Raw genomic sequence first — 22486 nt, 5'->3', positions numbered from 1 at the left:
CGGTTTCATGTCTTGGAACCGAGCCTGTCGCAGCGAGGTGTAGTAGCTGCTCTACGCGGGAACTTCGGTGACGTAGATCCGCGCGCTGCGCCGGGCGAGCACCGCACCGAGCTGGTCGATGCCCTCGAACTCGTTGCACAGGAGGAACAGGTGCCGATTCTCCGGGCCGCCGAGTGCGCACGCGAAGCAGGGCAGCTCGGTCTCGATGCGGTGGGTGACCTCCCCGCCGTCGAGCACCCGGACCACCGCACCCGCAGGACCGCTCCCGGTGTGCGCGAACGTGTCGGCGGTCTGGCACCAGATGCCGCCCTCGGCGTCGATGCAGAGACCGTCCGGTCCGAGTCCTTCCGCCCAGGTGCGACGGCCGGACAGCGAGCCGTCCGCCGCGATGTCGAAGGCCGACAGCCGGCCGGCGAAGGACTCCGCGACCACCAGCGTGGAGCCGTCGGGAGTGACCACCATGCCGTTGGGAAAGTCGATGTCGCCGGCGACGTCCCGCGTGGTGCCGTCGGGTTCGACCAGGCGAATCCAGCCGGGTTCGGGTGCACCGCCGCCGGCGAAGTCGAAGTCGGCACCGTTGACGTAGACGTGGCCGGCCGGGTCGACGACAAGCTCGTTAGCGCCTTGCGGGCTGTGCTGAACCGTCGTGCCGTCCGGCTCGACCCGGGTCAGCTCATCCGGGCCGGTGACGAGCAGGCGGCCGTCGGGCAGCCAGTCGATCGACCAGCCCATCGTGTCGTGGCCCGGCCCGACGACCTCACGCCTACCTGCCAGGTCGACGGCGATCACCTCACCGCTGCCCCAGTGGGCGAACCACAGCCGGCCGTCGTGCCAGCGTCCGGACTCGACCATCGTCAGGTCATCGGTGAGCAGTCGCGGGGGAGGGAGTAGCACGGTCATGATCAGCTCCTTATCGCTAGACTGGACCGTCTAGTCTTGTCGGTCAACGTAGCGTACTTTTGCTCTGTGGTCGATCAACTTCCCCCCGCAGCCCACTCCGAGCCGCCGAGCCGAAAGCAGGTGGCGATTCTCGAAGCGGCGACGAGAGTCTTTCTCGACAACGGCTTCCGCGGGACGAGCATGGACGTGGTCGCGCGCGCCGCGGGGGTCGCCAAACAGACCGTCTACCAGCACTTCGTCGACAAGGAGCGCCTCTTCGCCGCGGTGGTCGGCGGTGCCGTCAACGTGGTTGCCGACCCGGTCTCCGCCGAGATCGACCGGCTCGGCACCGGGGACGACCTGGCCGCGGACCTGCACGAGCTCGCCGTCCGGCAGCTCGGTGCCGTGCTTGCGCCTCGGGTACTCGCGCTGCGCCGGTTGGTGATCGCCGAAGCGGGCCGATTCCCCGAGCACGGGCAGGCCTTCTTCGCCCAGGGTCCGGGCCGGACGATCGACGGCCTCGCGGCCCGGTTCGCGGAGCTCGCCCGCGAGGGTCGGCTGGTCGTGGACGATCCGGCGGCCGCTGCGACGGACTTCAACTGGCTCGTCATGGCCTCGCCGATCAACGAGGCGATGCTGCTCGGCCGCGCAAGCTTTCCGGCCGCGGACCTGGCCCGCATCGCCGACCGTGCGGTGGCGACCTTCCTGCGCGCCTACGGCCCGCGCGCCTGACCGCCCGTGGTCCCTGACCGCCCGTAGTCCCTGACCGTCAGTCGAAGTACCGCACGACGTCGACGGCGCCGCCCTCCGCGGCGAACTCCTCGTGCACGGCGGCGCGGAGCCCGGCGTCGGACAGGTAGTCCAGGGCTGTCGACGCGAGTCCCGCCGCGCTGTCGACGGCGGCGGACACCGCCGCCGGGGTCGCCGCGGCGGCCGCGAACTCGGCGGTGTGCAGGGCGATGTCCGGGGCCGCGACCTGCACCAGCGGGTGGATGCCGGGGATCCGGAAGGAGAAGTTGCCGAAGTCGGTGGACGCCGCGAGCGTCTCCGAGAGCACACCGGCGGGCAGCGGGTCCCGGCCGCGCCGCCGCTGCGCGGTGACCCAGCGCTCGGTGAGCGCCCGGTTGGTGCGCACCGGGAGGCTCGGGTGGGCGCCGTCGTCCCAGCTGATCTCGACGTCGGTGCCGGTCATCAGGGCCGCACCGCGCGCGACGTCGTCGAGGCGACGCGAGAGGTCACGCAGGGTGTCCACGTACTTCGACCGCGCGTACAGGTGCACAACGGCCCGCTCCGTGATGATGCTCGGCCGCGTACCGCCCTCCGCGATCGTCGCGTGCACACGGTCCACCGGCGGCATCTGCTGCCGCAGCAGGCCGATGCCCTGATAGGCGAGGGTGGCGGCGTCCAGCGCGTTGCGGCCCATGTACGGCTGGGCGGAGGCGTGCGCGGGCCGTCCGGTGAACGTCCAGGTCAGGAGGCGGCGGCCGAGCCAGACCTGGTCGGCGACGTCGAGCCCGTACGGGTGCACCATGATCGCGGCGTCGATGCCCTCCAGCGCCCCGTTGCGCGCCAGGACCTCCTTGCCGGAGTGCCCCTCCTCGGCGGGCGTCCCGAGCAGGACGACGCGGCCGGCCGGGGCGTCGTCGTCGGCCAGGACCTGGTGCAGCGCGACGAATGCGCCGACGGCGGCCGCCGCGATGATGTTGTGCCCGCAGGCGTGGCCGATGCCGGGCAGGGCGTCGTACTCCGCGCAGATCGCGATGGTGGGACCGGCGGGATCCCCGGCCTCGGCCCGGAACGCCGTCGGCACCCCGTGGGACCCGAGCTCCGCCTTGATGCCGTGCCGCGCCAGCACCTCGACCAGCGTCGCAGCGCTGCGGTGCTCCTCGAAGGCCGGCTGAGGGTGCTCGTGCAGCCGCCGGACGATCTCCGCGATCTCCGGCTCGAGCCGTTCGGCCGCCCGCTCCACCGCGGCGTGCAGCGCGGCGGGCGCGCCGCCGTCGTCCGCGGATCCGCTCGAGCCGTCAGCCGCGGATGCTGACCCGGCCAGAGCTTCCCGCCGCCCCGCGGTCTCGGCGACCAGATGGTCGAGGTACGCGGTGCTGGGTGGGGTGGAGCGGTTCATGCGCTCCATCGTATGGAGTGGTGCGCCCGCCCCCCCGCGCCGGGTGGGCGTCAGTCCAGGTAGTCGTGCACCAGCTGCTCGGCCAGGCCCGTGTACGTGGCGGGGGTCAGGGCCGCGAGCCGTGCGGCGACGTCGTCGGGCAGGCCCAGGCCCGCCACGAACTCGCGCATGCGCACGCCGTCCACCCGCTGGCCGCGGGTGAGGTCCTTGAGGCGCTCGTACGGGTTCTCCATGCCGGGCACGCCCGCGACGGACGCCGCGCGCATGGCGGACTGGACGGGCTCGCCCAGCACCTCCCAGTTGGCGTCGAGGTCCTCGCGCAGCAGGGTCTCGTTCACGGCGAGGCGGTCCAGGCCGCGCGACACGTTGTCGATCGCGAGCAGGCTGTGCCCGAACGCCGGGCCGATGTTCCGCTGCGTCGTCGAGTCGGTGAGGTCGCGCTGCAGGCGGCTCGTCACGAGCGTCGCCGACAGCGTGTCCAGGAGCGCGCACGAGATCTCGAGGTTGGCCTCGGCGTTCTCGAACCGGATCGGGTTCACCTTGTGCGGCATCGTGGACGAGCCCGTGGCGCCCTCGACCGGGATCTGCGTGAAGAACCCGAGCGAGATGTACGTCCACACGTCGGTCGCGAGGTTGTGCAGGATCCGGTTGAAGCGCGCGACGTCGGCGTAGACCTCGGCCTGCCAGTCGTGCGACTCGATCTGCGTGGTCAGCGGGTTCCAGTCCAGGCCAAGACCCTCGACGAACGCCTTGGAGACCGCAGGCCAGTCCGCGGACGGGACGGCGACCGTGTGCGCGCCGTAGGTGCCGGTTGCGCCGTTCAGCTTGCCCAGGTACTCGGCGCCGTCGACACGGCGGAGCTGACGCCGCAGGCGGTGCGCCAGGACGGCGAGCTCCTTGCCCAGGGTGGACGGTGTCGCCGGCTGCCCATGCGTGCGGCTGAGCAGCGGCGCGGCGGCGTGCTCCCGCGCCATACCGGCGAGCTGGTCGACGACGGCGGTAGCGGCCGGCAGCCACACCGCCCGGACCGCGCCCCGCACCATCAGCGCGTACGACAGGTTGTTGATGTCCTCGCTGGTGCACGCGAAGTGCACGAGCTCGCTCGCCGCGGGCAGGCTGGTGCTGCCCAGAGCCTCCGGCGCGGCGGCGATGCGGCGCTTGATGAAGTACTCGACGGCCTTGACGTCATGGACGGTCTCGCGCTCGATCTCGGCCAGCTCGGCGATCTCGGCCGCGCCGAACGTCGCAGGGATCGCGCGGAGGTAGTCGACCTCCTGCGGCGACAGCGTGGGGGCGCCAGGGACCACGGGTGCCTCGATGCCGGGCGCGCCGTTGCACAGGGTGATCAGCCACTCCACCTCGACGTGGATGCGCTCGCGGTTCAGCGCGGCCTCGCTCAGGTGGTCCACCAGCGGGGCGACGCTCTTGCGGTACCGCCCGTCGAGCGGTCCGAGCGCGATGGCCGGGCTCACGTCCGCCAGGGTGACGCGGGCGGCGGCGGCACTGGCCGTGCTTGCGGGGGAAGTGGTCGTCTCAGGCACGTGCTCCATTCTCCCACGCGCGCCCGTCCGGGATTCGTCGACGGCGCGCACAGACCCTCGTGACGCCGTTCCGCGGGCGCGAGCCCGACCACAGCCACCCTTCTCGGCCACCTGTGCACAGGCGCCTGTCCAGGGCCGACGACGGCGCCCGGCGCACGCCTAGCGTCGTCGTACGAGGAAGAACGACCGAGGCCGAACCACGAGGGAGAGCCAATGAACGATGCGTGCCTGCCACCCGGGCCCGGCAGAGGAGACCCGACGGCGGCGCTCGCGGCCGCGCTGGAGCTGGTGGCCCGTGGGACGGACCAGCTGCGGGCAGCCATGGAGGTGGAGTGGGAGTCGCCCGCGGCGCGGCTGTACCGGGCGGAGGTCGGCGATGCGGTGCGCGCCGTCGTGCGAGACCTGTCCCTGGTGGAGGAGGCGATGCGGCGTGCCGCCTACCTCGCCGCGGGCGGTTCGGGATGACGGCGGCCGGGCTCGGTCCACCGGAAGGCCCGCGTGCCCCGGCGGACACCATGACGGTCTTCGGGGGAGCGGGCGCCACCAGCGTCGAGTCCGACTCGGTGCGGCGCGCGGCGGCGCGGATGGCGGGCGCCGCCCAGGACCTCAGAGCGGCCGCGGTGCGGTGCGCCGCGGCGAGCGCTGACCTGGTGCTGCCCGGCGCGGTGGGCCGGCCCGCCGCCGCCCTCGACCAGGCCGCCTGGCTCGCGCCGGCCGCCCTGGCGCTCGAGGCGGCCGCGCGAGACGCGGCGCGGTGCCTCGTCGCCCGGGCCGAGCTGTGCGACCTGCTGGGCTGGCGCCTGCTGCGGGCGGCGGGCCTGTACGAGGACGCGGAGCCGACGGCCGAGCGGGTGCTGGGCGCGGCGATCACCGCTGGGACCTTCATTCCCGCGGTGGTGGCCGGCAGCCTGGGCTGGGCCGGGCTCGTCGGGGTCGGCATCCTGGGCGGTGCCGAGCTGGCGGGCCGGCTGCGCGCGGGAGTACTCACCGGCGGCCTCTCCCCGGCGGGGTTCGGGCTCGCCGCGGCCACCGCGACCCGCGGCCTGGCGCCCTACTCGGACGAGGCGTTCGCCGGTGCGGGCCACGGGGTCGCCCTGGCCCAGCCGGGGCTCGCGCAGGGTCGCACGGGGGCCGCCGGAGGGGCCGGCGTGCTCGCGCACGTGGCCCGCGAGGCACCGCTGCTCGGGAACGACGCTCCCGGTATCCGGGTCACGCGGCTCGCCCCCGAGGATCTCCCGGACGGCGCAGCCCCGGCCTGGGCCGACACCGGAGCGTGGTCAGTGCAGGAGGCCCTCGCCCGGGTCGACGACCTCTACCCGAGCCGCACCGGAGTGCCCGCGGCCACAGTGGCCGTCCAGAAAGTGACGGGGGCCGACGGCGCAGTGTCCTGGACCGTGCTGGTCCCCGGTACCCAGGCGGCGCTGCCCGCGGACCATCCCTGGGACGGCCGGACCGACCTCGAGCTGGTCGCCGGCGACGCCGACGGCGCAACGGCGGCGATCGAGCAGGCGCTCGCGGACTCCGGCGTCGGACCCGACGAGCCAGTGACCCTCGTTGGGCACAGCCTGGGTGGGATCGCGGCCGGGGCGCTGCTGGCCCGGGCGGGCTTCGCGGAGCGGTACCGGATCGGCGCTCTGGTCACCGCCGGGTCACCGACAGGCCTGCTGGCCACGCCGCCGGGGGTGCCGGTGCTGAACCTGGAGACGCCGGAGGAGCTGGTCTCGAACACCGATGGCCGCTCCGCCGCGGAGAACCCGCGCACGCGGGACCGCGTGACGGTCGTCCGGTCGCTGCGGGACTCGGACCACGCAGGCGACCGGGCGGCGTCGGGCAGCCTGCCGCAGGCGCACTCGATAGCGACGCACATCCGCACGTTGGACCTCGCGACCGGGTCGGGCGACCCGCGGGTGACCGAGGTGGCCGACCGGATCGCCGTCCGGCTGGACGGGAGGGTGGTGAGCACCAGCTTCTACCGGGCCGAACGGGCCGACCCGTGACCACCGGTGCGCGGCGCCTCAGTCAGAGATCCGCTTCGGCAGCAGCGCCAGCAGGATGGTCTGCACCACCGAGATCACGAGCGCCGCCAGCAGGAACCACCAGAAGCCGCCGGTCACCTCCAGGCCCCAGTTGGGCGTGTCGGAGAACCACGACTGGTTGGTGATGAGCGTCGTGATCCACAGCATGAGCGTGTTGACCAGCAACGACACCAGGCCGAGCGTGAGGATGTAGAGCGGGAGCGAGATCAGCTGGACGATCGGCTTCACGATCATGTGGACCAGGCCGTACACGATCGCGACCCCCAGGGTGGCGAGGATCGCGCCGAGGGTGGTCCCGTTGCTCACGATGTCCATGTGCGAGCCGAGGATCAGGGCCGACAGTGCGATTGCGAGTGCGGTGATGACGATGCGCGCCACTATCTTCATCTGGCCATCGTGGCATGCTGACCCCCGTGGAAGAAGCATCCGTACCGCTCCGCCGTGCCGTGTCGTCGCTGCCCGCTTACGTCCCCGGCGCGCGTGCCGGCGCCGGCGCACAGGCCTGGAAGCTGTCGTCGAACGAGAACCCCTACTCGCCGCTGCCGTCGGTGCTGGACGCGATAGCGCGCGCCGCGGCAGAGGCGAACCGGTATCCGGACATGTACGCGGGCGAGCTTGTCGAGACGCTCGCGGCGCGTACCGGGGTCGCGCCGGAGAACGTGGTGGTCGGCAACGGCTCCGTGGCGGTGCTGTCGCACGTGCTGCAGGCCGTCGTCGAGCACGGGGACGAGGTCGTGTTCCCGTGGCGGTCCTTCGAGGCGTACCCGATCGCCGTAGCGGTGGCCGGCGGCAAGGCCGTTCTGGTCCCGGTCCAGGAGGGCACCGGCCGGCTCGACCTGCCCGCGATGGCCGCGTCCGTCACGCCCGCCACCCGGGTGGTGCTGGTCTGCACGCCGAACAACCCGACGGGCCCGGCGGTGCACGCCGACGAGCTGGAGACGTTCCTCGCGGCGGTGCCCAAGGACGTGCTCGTCGTGGTGGACGAGGCCTACCTCGAGTTCGTCCGCGATCCCCAGGTGGCCGACGGCGTCGACCTGCTGCGGCGGCACGCCAACGTGGTGCTGCTGCGCACCCTGTCCAAGGCGTACGGGCTGGCCGGGCTGCGGGTCGGCTACGCGGTCGCCGAACCGCGCCTGGCCGCGGGCATCCGCGCCGTGTCGACGCCGTTCGGCGTCTCGCACGTGGCACAGGTCGCCGCACTGGCGTCGCTGGAGCCGACGGCGCAGGGCGAGCTGCTGGAGCGGGTCGAGGCTCTGGTCGGCGAGCGCACGCGCGTCGTCGGGAGCCTGCGTGACCAGGGCTGGGACCTCCCGGAGACGCAGGCGAACTTCGTCTGGTTCGGCCTGGGCGAGTCAACTATGCAACGCGCCGCCGAGGCGAAGGCGGCCGGCGTACTGGTGCGCCCGTTCGCCGGCGACGGGCTGCGCGTAAGCATCGGCGAGCCTGAGGCGAACGACGCATTCCTGACGATCGCGTCGGCCTGGCGCTGACTCGGCCCGGCGAGACCCAGGCGCTCCAGGCCAGGTCCCGGACCCGGTCGGCAGAGACTGCGTCGCGGCTGTTGGTGGGTTCCGACAAACGGCCGCCCGAGAGATTGGCCGACATCGCGGCAGACCAACCTACGGACCCGTAGCCTACGCTTGCGTAGGCTACGAGAGCGTAGGTTGCGGATCGGCTAAATTTCCGGCCGGACCCGTGCCAGGATGGAAAGGTCCCCGGAACGGACCGGGCGTCTCCGCAACAGCGGGCGCTCGCGTCCGCAGTCGAAGGAGGAAGCGTGACTACGAATATCAGCTCCAACGAGGCGATCCCGACGTTGCAGCTACTCGATCCCCAAGGCAACCGCGTCACCACACGCGCTACCAAGGGATATCGCGACCGCGCCGCTGCTCTGACCTCGGAAGACCTTCGAGGCATGTACCGCGACATGGTCCTGACTCGCCGTTTCGACGACGAGGCGACCTCACTGCAGCGCCAGGGCGAGCTCGCTCTGTTCGCGCCGGCTCGTGGCCAGGAGGCCGCGCAGGTCGGCAGTGCCCACGCCCTGCGGCCGCAGGACTACGTCTTCCCGTCGTACCGGGAGCACGGAGTGCTGCACGTCCGCGGAGTGGACCCTGTCGATCGGCTGCGGTTCTTCCGCGGTTCGGACCACGGTGGGTGGAACCCGAACGAGTTCAACACCCAGGTCTACACGATCGTCATCGGTGCGCACGCCCTGCACGCCACCGGCTACGCGATGGGCGTCCAGCGGGACGGCACCCCGCACGACAAGCACGACGGCACCGCCGTCATCACCTACTTCGGTGACGGCGCCACCTCGCAGGGTGACGTCAACGAGTCCATGGTGTTCGCCGCCGTGAACAACGCGCCCGTCGTGTTCTTCCTGCAGAACAACCAGTGGGCCATCTCCGAGCCCACCATCAGGCAGACGCGGAGCCCGCTCTACCAGCGGGGTGAGGCGTTCGGCCTGCCCAGCCTGCGGGTCGACGGCAACGACGTGCTCGCCGTGTACGCCGCCACGCAGGAGGCGCTCGAGCGGGCGCGCGCGGGTGAGGGCCCCAGCTTCATCGAGGCGTTCACCTACCGCATGGGCGCCCACACGACGTCGGACGACCCGACCCGCTACCGCAGCTCCGAGCAGGAGGAGCAGTGGCGCCTCCTCGACCCGATCGACCGTCTCGGCGCGCTGCTGCGGGCCGAGGACGCGCTCGACGACGACTTCGTCGCCGAGATCAAGGCTACGGGCGACGAGCTGAGCGCAGCGCTGCGCACCGGCGTCCGTGCCCTCGACGGAGGTTCGGCCGTCGCGAGCACGTTCGACGACGTGTACGCCACCCCCCACGGCGTCGTCGCCGCGGAACGGGCCTGGTACGAGGCCTACGACGCCGGCGACCCGCCGGCCCCCCAGTACGCGATCGCGGACTCAGCGCAGGGAGGCGCACGATGACAACCATGGCGGAACGAACGCACACCACCTCCGGCGGCGCCCCTGCACCGGCGTCTGGCACCACGACGCTGTCGCTGAGCAAGGCGGTCAACGAAGGCCTGCGCGCCGCGATGCGGCGTGACGACAAGGTAATGCTCATGGGCGAGGACATCGGCCCGCTGGGCGGCGTCTTCCGGGTGACCGACGGCCTGCAGGCCGAGTTCGGCGAGCAGCGCGTGGTGGACACGCCACTGGCGGAGTCCGGCATCGTCGGCACCGCCATCGGCCTGGCCATGCGCGGCTACCGGCCCGTCTGCGAGATCCAGTTCGACGGGTTCGTCTTCCCAGCGTTCAACCAGATCACCACGCAGCTCTCGAAGATCCACAACCGCACGCGTGGCGCGGTGCAGCTGCCCGTAGTGATCCGCATCCCGTACGGCGGCGGCATCGGCGGCGTGGAGCACCACGGCGAGAGCCCGGAGGCGCTGTTCGCGCACACCGCGGGCCTGCGCGTGGTCTCGCCGAGCAACCCGCAGGACGCCTACACGATGATCCAGGAGGCCATCGCCTCCCCGGACCCCGTGCTGTACTTCGAGCCCAAGAGCCGCTACTGGGGCAAGGGCCCGGTCGACCTGGACACGCCGCTCGGCACGGACACGCTCAACGTCGCAAAGGTGCTCCGCCAGGGCACCGACGTCACGCTCGTCGCCTACGGTCCGTCCGTCGCTACCGCGCTCAAGACCGCTGACGCTCTCGCTGAGGAGGGCCGCTCCGCCGAGGTGCTCGACCTGCGCGCAGTCTCCCCGCTCGACACCGCCACGCTGGTCTCCAGCGTGCGCAAGACGGGGCGCTGCGTCGTCATCCACGAGGCACCCGTGTTCTTCGGCGCAGGTGCCGAGATCGCGGCCCGGGTCACCGAGGAGTGCTTCTACGCGCTCGAGGCGCCCGTGCTCCGCGTGGGCGGCTTCCACACCCAGTACCCGGTGGCGAAGCACGAGCACGAGTACCTGCCGAGCGTCGATCGTGTGCTCGACGCCGTCGACCGTGCCTTCGCGCACTGACCAGGAGTGAGCCGAGAGTGAGCTTGAAGACCCAGAGGTTCCCACTCCCCGACGTCGGTGAAGGCCTCACCGAGGCCGAGATCGTCGAGTGGCAGGTCGCAGTCGGCGACACCGTCGAGATCAACCAGACGATCGTCGAGATCGAGACGGCAAAGTCCCTCGTGGACCTGCCGTCGCCCTGGAACGGCACGGTGTCGGCGCTGCTCGTGGCGTCGGGCACCACCGTCGACGTCGGCACCCCGATCATCGAGATCACGGTGTCCGACGACGCCGGCCCGGCCGGGTCGACGCCGAACGGCGCCGCCTCCGGTGGTGCCCCCGCGGCCGGCGGCGATGAGGACGAGAGCTCCGGATCGGTGCTGGTCGGTTACGGCACCGCCGAGGCGAAGCCGAGCGGACGGCGTCGGCGGCACCAGTCGTCGGCGCCGGCCGCGGCCCCCACCGCGCCCGTCGCAGTCGCCACGCCTGCACCGGTGGCGACGCCCGCGCCGGTGGCGACGCCCGCGCCGGTGGCCGCGCCCGTCGCGGTCACCACGCCCGCACCGCCGGCCCCGCGCCGGCGTCGGACGTCGGTACCACCACCGCCGCGCGGGCTCGTGTGCTGGCCAAGCCGCCGGTCCGCAAGCTCGCCAAGGACCTGGGGGTGGACCTGGCGGGTGTGCACGCGTCAGGTCCGGGCGGCATCGTGACGCGCGAGGACGTGGTGGCGCACGCCGAGCGCTCGTCGGTGCAGAAGCTGACGAGCTACCCCGACGACGAGCCGTGGCTCGCCTCGGGCGTGGTCTCACCGGACGGGCGGCGGACGCGCGTCCCGGTGCGGTCCGTCCGCAAGCGCACCGCCGAGGCCATGGTGGCCAGCGCGTTCACCGCCCCGCACGTGACGGTCCTGCACACGGTCGACGTCACGAAGTCGATGACGCTGGTCGCGAAGCTCAAGGAGGACCGCGACTTCACTGACGTCAAGGTGACGCCGCTGCTCATCGCGGCCAAGGCGGTGCTGCTCGCCGTCAAGCGGCACCCGCAGATCAACGCCTCGTGGGACGACGCGGCCCAGGAGATCATCTACAAGCACTACGTGAACCTGGGGATCGCCGCGGCGACCCCGCGCGGACTCGTGGTGCCGAACATCAAGGACGCGCACACGCTCGACCTGCTCGGCATCGCCAAGGCCCTGGCGGGGCTGACGGCGACCGCGCGGGCCGGACGCACCTCGGTCACCGACATGTCCGACGGCACCATCACGATCACCAACCTGGGTGTCTTCGGCATCGACACCGGTACGCCGATCCTGAACCCGGGGGAGGCGGGGATCCTCGCCTTCGGCGCGATCCGCAAGCAGCCCTGGGTGCACAAGGGCAAGGTCAAGCCGCGCTGGGTGACGCAGCTCAGCTTCAGCTTCGACCACCGCCTGGCCGACGGCGAGCTGGGTGCACGGTTCCTGTCCGACGTCGCGCGGGTGCTCGAAGAGCCGGCGCACGGCCTGGTCTGGAGCTGAGCTCCAGAGGCTCACAAAAGTGTCAGACCCTCAGCCACCTGCGTGACTGAGGGTCTGACATTTTTGTGTGACCTGCGGGGTCTGGCACGTTCAAATGGCCTGATACAAGGCTACCGGTGCAGTGCGCCCCTCCGGATCGGTCTGGGAGATCCGTGGTACGGACAGGCGCACTGCTCCGGCATCTCACGGCGACCGCTCGATCGCCGTGCCTCGGGCAACGTTCGCTGGCTACGCGGCAGTCACGCCGCGCGGCGGTCACGCCACGCGCATGCCCCCGATCGAGCGCGGCCGGCCGCGACGACGCTTGCGGCTGCGCACCGTGCCGTCGACGACGATCTCTCCGCCCCAGACGCCCCAGGGCTCGCGGCGGTCGAGCGCGCCCGCCAGGCACTGGGCCTTGAGCGGGCAGACCGCACAGGCGCGTTTCGCTTCTTCGAGGTCCGCGGGGTGTTCCGCGAACCAGAGCTCGGGCTGTTCCGAGCACGGTACGGAGTCATCGGTCTCGGTGATGATGTTCGCGAGGTCCACACTGGTCACAACGTAGTAGAGGGCTAAAGGGTTGGGTTTGGTGCATAATCCGACCGAATTTTTCCTGAACGTTCCCGGAATGCCCGATTCTGGGGTGCTCAGGTCGTGGTCGACGTGTGGTCGACCGGATGACCCGGACACGTTCGGAACCGCTCTGCGGCGCGCCTAGGCTGGAGCGCGTGACCCCGACCGACGCCCGGAACAGGACCAGCAGAGCCGCCCGGACCAGCCCCGCGAGCGGCCCCACGAGCCCGTCGTGGCTCGTCGGCGCCCTGCCAGCGGCGGCCCTCGTGGCGCTGGCCGCGCTCTTCGCGGCGGGCACGTTCTCCGGTGCCTTCACCGCGTTCGCCAACTTCGCCGACCCCGGCGTCGTCGTGCGGTGGGGCATGCCCGTCGCGACGGTGGTAACCGAGCTGGCAGTGGCGATCACCGTCGGCGCGCTCGCGCTGGCGGCCTGGGTGCTGCCCCGCGGGCCGCTGGTGGACCGCGCCCTCGGGGTCGCGGGGGTCTCCGCCGGCCTGTGGACCCTCGCGGCGCTCGTGCAGCTGGTGCTTCGGTTCTCATGGTCCACGTACCTGCCCCTGGACGCGGAGGGGTTCGGCCCGGCGCTCATGGAGTACGTCTCCACCATCCCCCTCGGGCGCACCTACCTGGGGATCGTGATCATCGCGGCCGTGACGGCCGCCGTCGCGCTCCTGGTCCGCGGGTCCACGGGTGCGCTGTGCACCCTCGCGCTGCCGCTGGTGGCGCTGGGCATGCAGTCCTCGACCGGCCACGCCGCCGGAGCCTCCAGCCACGACCTGGCTATCTCGGCCCTGTTCCTGCACCTCGGCGGCGCGGCCCTCTGGATCGGTGGGCTCGGCGCCATCGTCTTCATCGGCGTGCGGTACGCGGCGACCGCCGACGTGATCCGCCGCTACTCCGAGATCGCGTTCTGGTGCTTCGTCGCCGTCGCGGTCTCGGGCCTGGTCAGCGCCTGGATCCGGATCGGCTCGATCGACGGGCTCAGCACCGACTACGGGATCCTGCTCGTGGTGAAGGCGGTGCTGCTCGTTGTGCTCGGCGGGCTGGGCTACCTGCACCGCAGCACGGTCATCGCGCGGCTCTCCACCGGGACCAGCACCAGGAACGCCGCAATCGGGCTGTTCTGGCGGCTCGCCGCCGTGGAGGTCGGCGTGATGGGCGCGGTGTCGGGCGTGGCGGTAGCTCTCGGCTCTACGGCGCCTCCTGTGCCCGACGACGAGATCGTCGACGCCACCCCGGCCGAGCTCGTCACCGGCCACCCGCTGCCGCCCGAGCCCACGCCGCTGCGCTGGCTCACCGAGTTCCAGTGGGACGTCATCCTCGCGTTCGCCTGCGCGGCCGCCGTGTTCGTGTACGTGCGGTGGGCGCTGCGGCTACGCCGCCGCGGGGACGCCTGGCCCGTGGGCCGCACCATCTCCTGGTGCCTCGGCATGGTGGTGCTGTTCTGGGCCACCAACGGCGGCGCGGCCGCATACGGGCACGTCCTGTTCAGCGCCCACATGGTGCAGCACATGGTCCTGGCGATGGTGGTGCCGCTGTTCCTCGTGCTCGCCGCCCCGGTCACCCTGCTCGCCCGGGCCGTTCCCGCGCGCAAGGACGACTCGCGGGGCCCGCGCGAGTGGGTCCTGCTCCTGGTGCACTCCGCCTTCGGCCGGTTCATGGCCAACCCGGTGGTGGCCGCCGTCCTGTTCGCGGGCGGCATGATCGTCTTCTACTTCACGCCGCTGTTCGAGCTCGCGCTCACCACCTACGCCGGCCACCTGTGGATGGTCGCCCACTTCACGCTCGTCGGTTACCTCTTCGCGAACGCGCTGATCGGCGTCGACCCCGGGCCCTCCCGGCCCAGCTACCCGCTGCGGCTCGTGCTGCTGTTCGCCACGATGGCGTTCCATGCCTTCTTCGGCGTGACGCTGACCTCGGGCACCGCGCTGCTCGTGCCCGACTGGTTCGGGCTCATGGGCCGCCCCTGGGGGGCCAGCGCCATCGAGGACCAGCAGACGGGCGGCGCCGTCGCCTGGGGTATCGGCGAGCTGCCGACCCTGCTGCTCGCGATCGGCGTCGCCATCTCCTGGACCCGGTCCGACGCGCGCGAGGCCAAGCGCACCGACCGCAAGGCAGAGCGCGACGGCGACGCCGAGCTGGAGGCGTACAACAGGATGCTGGCCGAGAAGGCGGACCAGGCAGCCAAGCGCGGCGAGGGCTGACCCAAAAATCCCGCCCACAACCCAGGGGCGGCGTGATAGGACGGGCGCGTGAGCGAATCCCCACAGACCCCGTTCCACGACCTCGACCACTACGTCGCCGTCCCGCGTGTCACCGGCCTCACGGCCAGCCAGGACGGCACCCGGCTCGTCGCCACCCTCCAGACGCTCGACGCCGAGCGCACCGGGTATCGCACCGCGCTGTGGGAGGTGGACCCGACGGGCGAGACCCCGCCCCGCCGCCTGACCCGCTCGGCGAAGGGCGAGTCGTCCGCCGTCTTCACCCGGACCGGCGACCTGCTCTTCACCTCCGCCCGGCCCGACCCGGACGGCAAGGACGGCGACGAGCGGGGGCCCGTCCTCTGGCTCCTGCCGGCGGGCGGCGGCGAGGCCCGCGTGATCGCGGCCCCGCCAGGCGGCGTCTCCGGCACGCTCACGGCGCGCGACGCCGACACGGTCAGCGTCGCCGCCGGCCTCCTGCCTTCCGCGCAGGACCTGAAGCAGGACGCCAAGCTGCGCAAGGCCCGCAAGGACCAGAAGGTGTCAGCGATCCTGCACACCGGCTACCCGGTCCGGTTCTGGGACCACGACCTCGGCCCGGACCAGGAGCGACGCTTCGCGGGCGACCTCGCGGCCCTCGCCGACGCCCCGGCGGTGCCGCTGCCAGCCGCTCCTACGCCGGACGGCGCGGCGCCGGGAGACCCGGCGCCGGACGCAGCACCGGACCAAGCCTCCGCCCCCGGCACGCACCTCGACCTGCGTGACCTCACCGGGCCCGGCCGGCACCTCGACGAGCACTCGGCGGACCTGTCCGCCGACGGCAGCACGCTCGTCAGCAGCTGGAGCGTCAGCGACCCCGGCGCGGCACTCCGGAGCCACCTGGTCGCCATCGACACCGCGACCGGCGACCGCCGGGTACTCGTCGACGACCCGGACGGCGATGCAGGCGCACCACGCATCTCGCCCGACGGCGCCTGGGTCGCCTACGTGACCGAGTCCATCTCGTCCCCGGACGAGGCCCCGGTGGTCCGCCTCGCCCTGGTCCCGACCGACGGCTCAGCCGAACCGGTGGTCCTCGCCGACGACTGGGACCGCTGGCCCGGCCGCCCCACCTGGCTCCCGGACGGCAGCGGCCTGCTGGTCCAGGCCGACGACGACGGCCGCGGCCCGGTCTTCCTGCTCACGTTCTCGGCGGCGCTCCCGGGCGGCGACGTGATCGTCGAGAAGCTGACCGCCGACGACGCGGTCTTCTCCGACCTCTCCGTCACTCCCGACGGCGCCACCGTCTTCGCACTGCGCACCTCCTACGCGGCGCCCGCCGAGCCGGTGCGGATCGGCCTCGCAGCCTTCCTCGCCTCGGGCGCACCGGGGGAGCGGACGCCGGTCGCCGCGGACCTCCTGCGCTCGCCGGTGCCGGCCCCGGCCCTGCCGGGCACCCTCACCGAGATCGAGACCACCACCGAGGACGGCACGCGCGTGCGCGCCTGGCTCGCGCTGCCTGCCGACGTCGGGCCGGAGGCCAAGGCCCCGCTCCTGCTGTGGATCCACGGCGGCCCGCTCGGCTCGTGGAACGCCTGGAGCTGGCGCTGGAACCCGTGGCTGATGGTGGCGCAGGGGTACGCCGTGCTGCTGCCGGACCCGGCGCTGTCGACCGGGTACGGCCAGGAGTTCATCCAGCGCGGCTGGGGCGCCTGGGGCAGGGCGCCGTTCACGGACCTCATGGCGATCACCGACGCCGCCGAGGCGCTGCCGGAGATCGACGAGACCCGTACGGCCGCGATGGGCGGCTCGTTCGGCGGCTACATGGCCAACTGGGTGGCCGGGCACACCGACCGGTTCCGGGCGGTGGTGACGCACGCGAGCCTGTGGGCGCTGGACCAGTTCGGCCCGACCACGGACGCGGGGTTCTACTGGGCGCGCGAGATGACGCCGGAGATGGCGCTGGAGAACAGCCCGCACCTGTCGGTGGGCGAGATCCGCACGCCGATGCTCGTGATCCACGGGGACAAGGACTACCGCGTGCCGGTCGGTGAAGGCCTGCGCCTGTGGTTCGAGCTGCTCACCAAGTCGGGCCTCCCGGCGTCGGACGACGGGGAGACCGTGCACCGGTTCCTGTACTTCCCGGACGAGAACCACTGGGTGCTCACGCCGCAGAACGCCAAGGTCTGGTACCAGGTGATCTCGGCGTTCCTCGCCGAGCAGGTGCTGGACGAGAAGCCGGAGCTGCCGACCACCCTCGGCTGAGGCACGCCGTCCGGGCGGCTGACGTGCGTCAGCCCGCTCGGACGGCCCCCACTACCCGGACGCGCACTGCGACGTCAGAGATCTCTTCGGGGACCTTGTCCACCAGGCCCGGGTCCGTCACGTTGACCTGCAGCACCCAGCTTCCGCCGGGTCCGGTGACCTGCTCCACCGAGACCTCGTCGGGGAGTACTTCGACGGGGGATCCGCCCGATCTGCCCGGCCCGGTGTGGGGACGTGCCGGATATTCGCGCGGTGCATGTCCGAGGGCCGTCGTGAACTCAGGGGCGACGCCAACTCCGATCACACCGTCGAGCCCGGTAACTTTTTTCCGCAATGCGGCTTTTGCCGACCGAGCCTCGTCAAGTGTTGCCATCCCGATCACCTCCTGGTCATCCATTGTGTCCCCCGTGTCTACCCCCTACCAGCGGTCCGGGAGATGGGTTCGGACACATTCCGGGGCCTCGGACGGCGTCGCAGGTCAGCCGGGTTGTGCTCCACGACGCGCCGGGCGAACACGCCCGAGCCCATCATCGCCGACGGCGACACGCCCGGCGCGGGAAACGCTGGTGCGCATGCCGAACGCCGCCTGAGCCTCATCAGGGGCGTCATCCGAACGGTCGAGCCGGCTCTCCGGCCAGCTCGATCCCGAGGATGTCGAACACCCGGTCGATCGGGTTGGCGTAGGTGAGACCCTTCCCGCTGCGCCCGCCGGACTCCGACCCGGCGAACAGCAGGCCGAGCGCCACCCCGTCCTCCCGGTACACGAGCGCCCCCGAGTCGCCGCCCCGGGAGAACGGGCCGTCGTCGAGGCACTCGATCTCGATCTGGTCGTCGAAGGCGAGCGCACCGAGGTCTTCGTAGCCGACTATGACGTCGTCGAGCTCGATGGCGGTGACCCGCCCGCGGGTGATCGCCGTCGTGCGGCCGATCTTGCCGACGATCTCACCACCGAGGGCCCGCGCGGTCTTCACCACGCGCCCCACGGGGTACTCGAAGTCGACCGGGACGTTGTCGAGCCGCGCGATCGCGGCGTCCGTGTAGGACGGCTCGACGGCGTCCAGGTCCACAACCTGCGTGAGCTCGCCGATCCGGTCGCCCGGCGCGAGCCCGCCGTCGGCGGGTCCGGGCTGCAGGACGATGTCGCCCGGCTGGGCCGCCGGCGACCCGGCCAGGACGTGGTAGTTGGAGAGTGCGTACAGCTCGCCGTCGACCGCACCGGGACCGGTGCGGGTCACGAAGGCGCCGAGCGTGCCCGCCGTGACCCCCACGTGGCCGATCGAGATGCCGGGTCGCAGCGGCCGGCTCCGGTCCGTGTCGCCGTCGGCCTGCGACGTCGGTGCGGGCGGGCGTGGACCCAGGTCGCTGACGGGGCGGATTCGGCCGGTGCGGCGGACGTCGACGTCGGGCCCGACCTCCGCCGAGATCTTGCGCACTATCGAACGCGCCCGGGGAACCCCGAGCCGGTACCGGACAGCGATACCGAAGCCGCCCTCGGCCTGGGGTACCAGGCCGAGCGCGAGGGTCGGGGCGCGTACGACGTCGGCGGCCTCGGCGACCGACTGGCTGCCTACCGACCGCGGGGTAGCCACGACTCCGTGCTTCTCGGCGAGCTCTCGGGCGAAGGCTGCGAGCTGCTCCTTCATCTTCCTGGCCTGGTCGCGGTCCATGCCCTGATCCTCTCTTCACCCACCCACGCGGCGCGGCACGCCAAGTGGCGACACGCCGGTCTGTCCCACAAAGTCATCCGATAGACGGATATACCGCCGCCGGGTTTGCACGGTACGTTCCTCTGCTACACCCAATCATGACCGGGTGAAAGCCAGGTAGACCTGGGATGTCACAAAACATCCCCGGGTGACCTCCTGAATCGTTGGCGGCGACCGCACCTGGGCGCCGGTGGAACTGAGACGGCGAGAATGATCGGGACGATGGACGAGACACGGAGCGCACGGGTAAGTCGCGCTGACGTGCGCCAGGCTCTGATGTGGGCTCTTGAGCGCGACCGTGCCGCTCTGCTCGCGCACCGGGCGGCCGTGCACTCCAGCAAGAGCGACCTCACACGCCGCCGGGCCGACAAGGCCCTGGTCGAGCAGTGGCGTGCCCGCAAGCCGGACGCCCCGAAGGGCAGCACGCCCCAGGAGTGACAATGGGCCGGTGAGCACTCAGGTCCAGAATCTGCCCCGGGTCCGCGCGTCCGAGCTTGTCGGGCGCGGCTGGCTGAACACCGGTGGCCGCAACGTCACCCTCGCCGACCTGCGTGGCAAGGTAGTCGTCCTCGACTTCTGGACCTTCTGCTGCATCAACTGCCTGCACGTCCTCGACGAGCTGCGCGAGGTCGAGGAGCAGCATCGCGACGAGCTCGTCATCATCGGCGTGCACTCGCCCAAGTTCGAGCACGAGGCCGACCCGGACGCGCTCGCCGCCGCCGTCGAGCGGTACGAGGTGCGGCACGCCGTACTGGACGACCCGGAGCTCGTCACCTGGGGTGCGTACACGGCGCGGGCGTGGCCCACGCTCGTGGTGATCGACCCCGAGGGCTACATCGTGGCGCAGATGGCGGGCGAGGGGCACGGCTCCGCGATCGCCGCGCTCGTGGGCGACCTGATCGCCGAGCACGCGGCCAAGGGCACGCTGCACCGCGGGTCCGGGCCGTACGTGCCGCCGGCTCCGGCGTCGGGCACGCTGCGCTTCCCTGCGAAGGTGCTCGCCCTGCCGAACGGGAACCTCCTGGTCGCGGACGCCGGGCACCACTCGCTCGCCGAGCTCGCGCCCGACGGCAAGACGCTCGTGCGGCGCATCGGGTCGGGCGAGCGCGGGCTGCTGGACGGCGGCGCCGGCGAGGCGCGGTTCAGCGAGCCGAACGGCCTGTGCCTGGTGCCGGAGGACCTCCGGGCCTCGCTGGGGTACGACGCCGTGGTGGCCGACACGGTCAACCACGCCCTGCGGGGCGTGCGGCTGTCCGACGGGGTCGTCTTCACGGTCGCGGGCACGGGCGAGCAGTTCATGGTGGGCGGCCAGGAGAACGTGGTGCTGCGGGCGGAGTGGGTCGGTGGGGCCGACGTTCCGCGGGGTGCGGCGCATCGTCCGGACATCGGCGGGCCGGCCGAGGCGTTCGACCCGGCTGCGGTCCATCTCGCTCGCCAGGTTCGGCTGAGCTCCCCGTGGGATCTGACGTGGTCCGACGAGCTCTGCGCGTTCGTCGTCGCCATGGCGGGGAGCCACACGCTGTGGTCGTTCGATCCGGGCGCCCTCGACGGGTCGGGTGCTGTGCGCCTGCTCGCGGGCACGATGAACGAGGGCCTGGAGGACGGCCCCGGTGTGGGCGCCTGGTTCGCACAGCCGTCGGGCCTCGCCCCAGCCCCCGATGGCTCGTTCTGGCTCGCCGACGCCGAGACCTCTGCGCTGCGCCGTGTCGTCCCCGTGGACGAGACCGACGTGACGATCGAGACCGCCGTCGGCCAGGGGCTGTTCGACTTCGGGCACCGCGACGGACCCGCGGGCCAGGCGCTGCTGCAGCATCCGCTCGGTGTGGCCACGCTGCCCGACGGCTCCGTCGTTGTCGCGGACACTTACAACGGCGCGCTGCGCCGCTACGACCCGGCGTCCGGCGAGGTGACGACCCTGGCGAAGGACCTGGCCGAGCCATCGGACGTGCTCGTCGAGGTCGCCGGCGACGCCGTGCACCTGCTGGTGGTGGAGTCGGCGGCGCACCGGCTTACCCGGGTGGCGCTCCCGGCGAGCCTCGCGGGCGAGGTGCTCGACGACGGCGCGCACCGGGTGGCCCGCCCCGCCACGGACATCGGCGCCGGGGCGCTCCGGGTGGACGTGCCGTTTGTGCCCGCCCCGGGCCAGAAGCTCGACGAGCGCTGGGGTCCGTCGACGTCGCTCCAGGTCAGCTCGACACCACCCGAGCTGCTGCTCTCGGGCGCCGGGAGCGGCACCGACCTGTTCCGGGACCTGGTGATCAACCCCGAGGTGACCGAGGGCGTACTGCACGTGACCGCCAAGGCTGCGTCGTGCGACGAGGTGCCGCTGCTGCCGAACGGCGAGCCGGACCCCGACGTCTTCCCGGCCTGCCACCTGGCGCAGCAGGACTGGGGCGTCCCGGTCCGGGTGGTGCCGGACGGCGACGCCGGACTCACGCTCCCGCTGCGCGGCTGAGGCACCCGGGCCGGCGGGCCCAGCGCCCGTCGGCCTGCGCCAGGTCAGCGCGACAGCACCTCGGGCAGCTCGGTCAGCGAGCCGATCACCGTCGCGCGCGACGCCTCGGGGCGACGCGCGTGCAGGTATCCCCACGGCCCGCGGCGAAGCAGGATCGGCCGCATCCCGGCGTCGGCCGCGGGGAGCACGTCGTTGTCCAGCCGGTCACCGACGTAGGCGATCTCCTCGGGCGCTACCCCGGACAGCTCGGCGACCTTGGCGAAGAACTCGGGTTCGGGCTTTTCCACACCCCACTCGTCCGAGGTGCGGATCGCGCTCGCGGGCAGGTCCATCGCCTCCAGCGCGGCACGCGCCTCCGGCGGCTGGTTCCCGGCGATGACGACGTCGTAGCCGGCCTCGCGCAGTGCGGTCAACGCAGGCCGGACGTCGGGGTAGAGATCCTCGGCGTCGAACCCGTTCCGCAGGCCGTCCGGGTCGTCCCGGGCCCAGCGCGCGATCTCGGCGTCGACGTCCAGCCCTGGCCGGACCATCTCGAACGCATCCCGGTGGGGCAGGTCGAGCGCGGCGCAGCCGCCGAGCACACCGAGGAATGTGAGCGGCGGGACGCCGAGCCGTTCGGCCCAGCGAAGCCAGATCCGGGACTCGTCGATCAGCGTTTCTCCGACGTCGAACACCACGGTGCGCACCATGCCCACGACCCTAGGGCGTCACGTCAGGCGGAACAGGGGATCCCCTGCCTGGACGCGCGTGCCCGGCCGGACCAGCTCGTCGAGGCCGCGGGGCCCCAGGTCCAGGGCGACGACGGGCACCAGGGGCGAGCGGCCGCCGTCGGACACCGCGGTGGGGGACCAGACGATGAGGTCCTGGTCGGCCACCACCGTGTCCCCCTCGGCGACCAGCAGCGTGAAACCCTCGCCCTTGAGCTGGACGGTGTCGATGCCAAGATGTACGAGGACTCCCCGGCCGCCGGGGGCCGCGCCCGGCTCCGGTTCCTCCGCGGGCGGCGCCAACAGCACAAACGCGTGGGGGTGCAGCTTCACCACCACCCCCGCGCACGGCGCGACGACGCGCCCACCGAGCCCGGGGTCGGGATCGATCGCGAGCCCCGGTCCCACGATGCTCTCGGCGAAGACAGGATCGGGCACGTCGCGCATCGCGACCACCCGTCCTGCGACGGGGGAGCCGACGATCAGGGCCTCAGCCATGGTGTCATCTTGTCAGACCACGGACTGTGCCGAGAGCTTTTCTTTGCCTGACGCGCCGAC

At 72.3% G+C, this 22486-nt stretch carries 21 protein-coding genes; 12 read left to right on the top strand and 9 right to left on the bottom strand.

Annotation, left to right across the window (positions count from 1 at the left end; genetic code table 11):
* Window positions 1-51: 51 nt before the first annotated feature.
* Window positions 52-900 (bottom strand): SMP-30/gluconolactonase/LRE family protein, encoded by an 849-nt coding sequence (locus tag AB1046_RS15650; protein ID WP_369370223.1) that lies wholly within the window; start codon window positions 898-900, stop codon window positions 52-54.
* A 120-nt stretch (window positions 901-1020) separates the two neighbouring features.
* On the opposite strand from AB1046_RS15650, the gene AB1046_RS15645 reads away from it, so the two are divergent.
* Window positions 1021-1611, top strand: a complete 591-nt coding sequence (locus AB1046_RS15645) for a TetR/AcrR family transcriptional regulator (RefSeq protein ID WP_369370222.1) — start codon at window positions 1021-1023, stop codon at window positions 1609-1611.
* Window positions 1612-1648: 37 nt separating this feature from the next.
* Here the strand turns inward: AB1046_RS15645 and AB1046_RS15640 are convergent, their stop codons facing one another.
* Both AB1046_RS15640 and purB read right to left on the bottom strand, forming a co-directional pair.
* A complete protein-coding gene (locus tag AB1046_RS15640) occupies window positions 1649-3013 on the bottom strand; it encodes an amidohydrolase (RefSeq protein ID WP_369370221.1) in 1365 nt (454 codons plus the stop codon).
* 41 nt (window positions 3014-3054) lie between these two features.
* Window positions 3055-4554 carry an adenylosuccinate lyase gene (gene purB / locus AB1046_RS15635; protein WP_369370220.1) on the bottom strand — a complete coding sequence of 500 codons (1500 nt, stop codon included), beginning with the start codon at window positions 4552-4554 and terminating at the stop codon, window positions 3055-3057.
* 204 nt (window positions 4555-4758) lie between these two features.
* Here purB and AB1046_RS15630 point away from each other — a divergent pair, with 204 nt between their 5' ends.
* Window positions 4759-5010 carry a hypothetical protein gene (locus AB1046_RS15630; RefSeq protein ID WP_369370219.1) on the top strand — a complete coding sequence of 84 codons (252 nt, stop codon included), beginning with the start codon at window positions 4759-4761 and terminating at the stop codon, window positions 5008-5010.
* A gap of 50 nt (window positions 5011-5060) precedes the next feature.
* Entirely contained in the window at window positions 5061-6542 is a 1482-nt protein-coding gene (locus AB1046_RS15625; RefSeq protein ID WP_369370218.1) for a hypothetical protein, read from the top strand.
* Between the two features lie 18 nt (window positions 6543-6560).
* Here AB1046_RS15625 and AB1046_RS15620 read toward each other — a convergent pair whose 3' ends face one another.
* The gene (locus AB1046_RS15620) at window positions 6561-6968 is read right to left on the bottom strand and encodes a phage holin family protein (RefSeq protein ID WP_369370217.1); all 408 of its coding nucleotides are present in this window, start codon (window positions 6966-6968) and stop codon (window positions 6561-6563) included.
* A gap of 14 nt (window positions 6969-6982) precedes the next feature.
* Here AB1046_RS15620 and hisC point away from each other — a divergent pair, with 14 nt between their 5' ends.
* The 5 genes from hisC to AB1046_RS15595 all read left to right on the top strand — a co-directional run bounded on the left by hisC (window position 6983) and on the right by AB1046_RS15595 (window position 12063).
* A complete protein-coding gene (gene hisC / locus AB1046_RS15615) occupies window positions 6983-8071 on the top strand; it encodes a histidinol-phosphate transaminase (protein ID WP_369370216.1) in 1089 nt (362 codons plus the stop codon).
* 287 nt (window positions 8072-8358) lie between these two features.
* Window positions 8359-9528: a pyruvate dehydrogenase (acetyl-transferring) E1 component subunit alpha gene (pdhA, locus tag AB1046_RS15610; protein WP_369370215.1), complete on the top strand. Its 1170-nt coding sequence runs from the start codon at window positions 8359-8361 to the stop codon at window positions 9526-9528.
* Between the two features lie 5 nt (window positions 9529-9533).
* Window positions 9534-10568: an alpha-ketoacid dehydrogenase subunit beta gene (locus AB1046_RS15605; RefSeq protein WP_369370214.1), complete on the top strand. Its 1035-nt coding sequence runs from the start codon at window positions 9534-9536 to the stop codon at window positions 10566-10568.
* A gap of 17 nt (window positions 10569-10585) precedes the next feature.
* On the top strand, window positions 10586-11257 hold the full coding sequence (locus AB1046_RS15600) for a biotin/lipoyl-containing protein (protein ID WP_369370213.1): 672 nt from the start codon (window positions 10586-10588) through the stop codon (window positions 11255-11257).
* The gene (locus AB1046_RS15595; protein WP_369370212.1) at window positions 11167-12063 is read left to right on the top strand and encodes a dihydrolipoamide acetyltransferase family protein; all 897 of its coding nucleotides are present in this window, start codon (window positions 11167-11169) and stop codon (window positions 12061-12063) included. Before AB1046_RS15600 ends, AB1046_RS15595 begins: the two co-directional genes overlap by 91 nt.
* A gap of 255 nt (window positions 12064-12318) precedes the next feature.
* Here AB1046_RS15595 and AB1046_RS15590 read toward each other — a convergent pair whose 3' ends face one another.
* Window positions 12319-12732 carry a WhiB family transcriptional regulator gene (locus AB1046_RS15590; protein WP_369370211.1) on the bottom strand — a complete coding sequence of 138 codons (414 nt, stop codon included), beginning with the start codon at window positions 12730-12732 and terminating at the stop codon, window positions 12319-12321.
* A gap of 38 nt (window positions 12733-12770) precedes the next feature.
* Between AB1046_RS15590 and AB1046_RS15585 the strand changes: the two genes are divergently transcribed.
* Entirely contained in the window at window positions 12771-14819 is a 2049-nt protein-coding gene (locus AB1046_RS15585) for a cytochrome c oxidase assembly protein (protein WP_369370210.1), read from the top strand.
* 48 nt (window positions 14820-14867) lie between these two features.
* Window positions 14868-17060: a prolyl oligopeptidase family serine peptidase gene (locus tag AB1046_RS15580; RefSeq protein ID WP_369370209.1), complete on the top strand. Its 2193-nt coding sequence runs from the start codon at window positions 14868-14870 to the stop codon at window positions 17058-17060.
* A 28-nt stretch (window positions 17061-17088) separates the two neighbouring features.
* Here the strand turns inward: AB1046_RS15580 and AB1046_RS15575 are convergent, their stop codons facing one another.
* Together AB1046_RS15575 and AB1046_RS15570 are read right to left on the bottom strand one after the other, a co-directional pair.
* Window positions 17089-17433 carry a hypothetical protein gene (locus tag AB1046_RS15575; RefSeq protein WP_369370207.1) on the bottom strand — a complete coding sequence of 115 codons (345 nt, stop codon included), beginning with the start codon at window positions 17431-17433 and terminating at the stop codon, window positions 17089-17091.
* Between the two features lie 232 nt (window positions 17434-17665).
* Entirely contained in the window at window positions 17666-18727 is a 1062-nt protein-coding gene (locus tag AB1046_RS15570) for a hypothetical protein (protein WP_369370206.1), read from the bottom strand.
* A 261-nt stretch (window positions 18728-18988) separates the two neighbouring features.
* Between AB1046_RS15570 and AB1046_RS15565 the strand changes: the two genes are divergently transcribed.
* Window positions 18989-19204, top strand: coding sequence for a hypothetical protein (locus AB1046_RS15565; protein ID WP_369370205.1), 216 nt, complete (start codon window positions 18989-18991; stop codon window positions 19202-19204).
* 10 nt (window positions 19205-19214) lie between these two features.
* Window positions 19215-21221, top strand: a complete 2007-nt coding sequence (locus AB1046_RS15560) for an NHL domain-containing thioredoxin family protein (RefSeq protein WP_369370204.1) — start codon at window positions 19215-19217, stop codon at window positions 21219-21221.
* Between the two features lie 44 nt (window positions 21222-21265).
* Here AB1046_RS15560 and AB1046_RS15555 read toward each other — a convergent pair whose 3' ends face one another.
* Both AB1046_RS15555 and AB1046_RS15550 read right to left on the bottom strand, forming a co-directional pair.
* Complete coding sequence (locus AB1046_RS15555; protein ID WP_369370203.1) at window positions 21266-21910, bottom strand: HAD family hydrolase; 645 nt, start codon at window positions 21908-21910, stop codon at window positions 21266-21268.
* Window positions 21911-21928: 18 nt separating this feature from the next.
* Entirely contained in the window at window positions 21929-22426 is a 498-nt protein-coding gene (locus AB1046_RS15550; RefSeq protein ID WP_369370202.1) for a PTS glucose transporter subunit IIA, read from the bottom strand.
* Window positions 22427-22486 lie beyond the last annotated feature (60 nt).

The organism is Promicromonospora sp. Populi (assembly GCF_041081105.1).
Lineage (GTDB): Bacteria > Actinomycetota > Actinomycetes > Actinomycetales > Cellulomonadaceae > Promicromonospora.
This window is presented reverse-complemented; position numbering and strand designations above follow the sequence as displayed.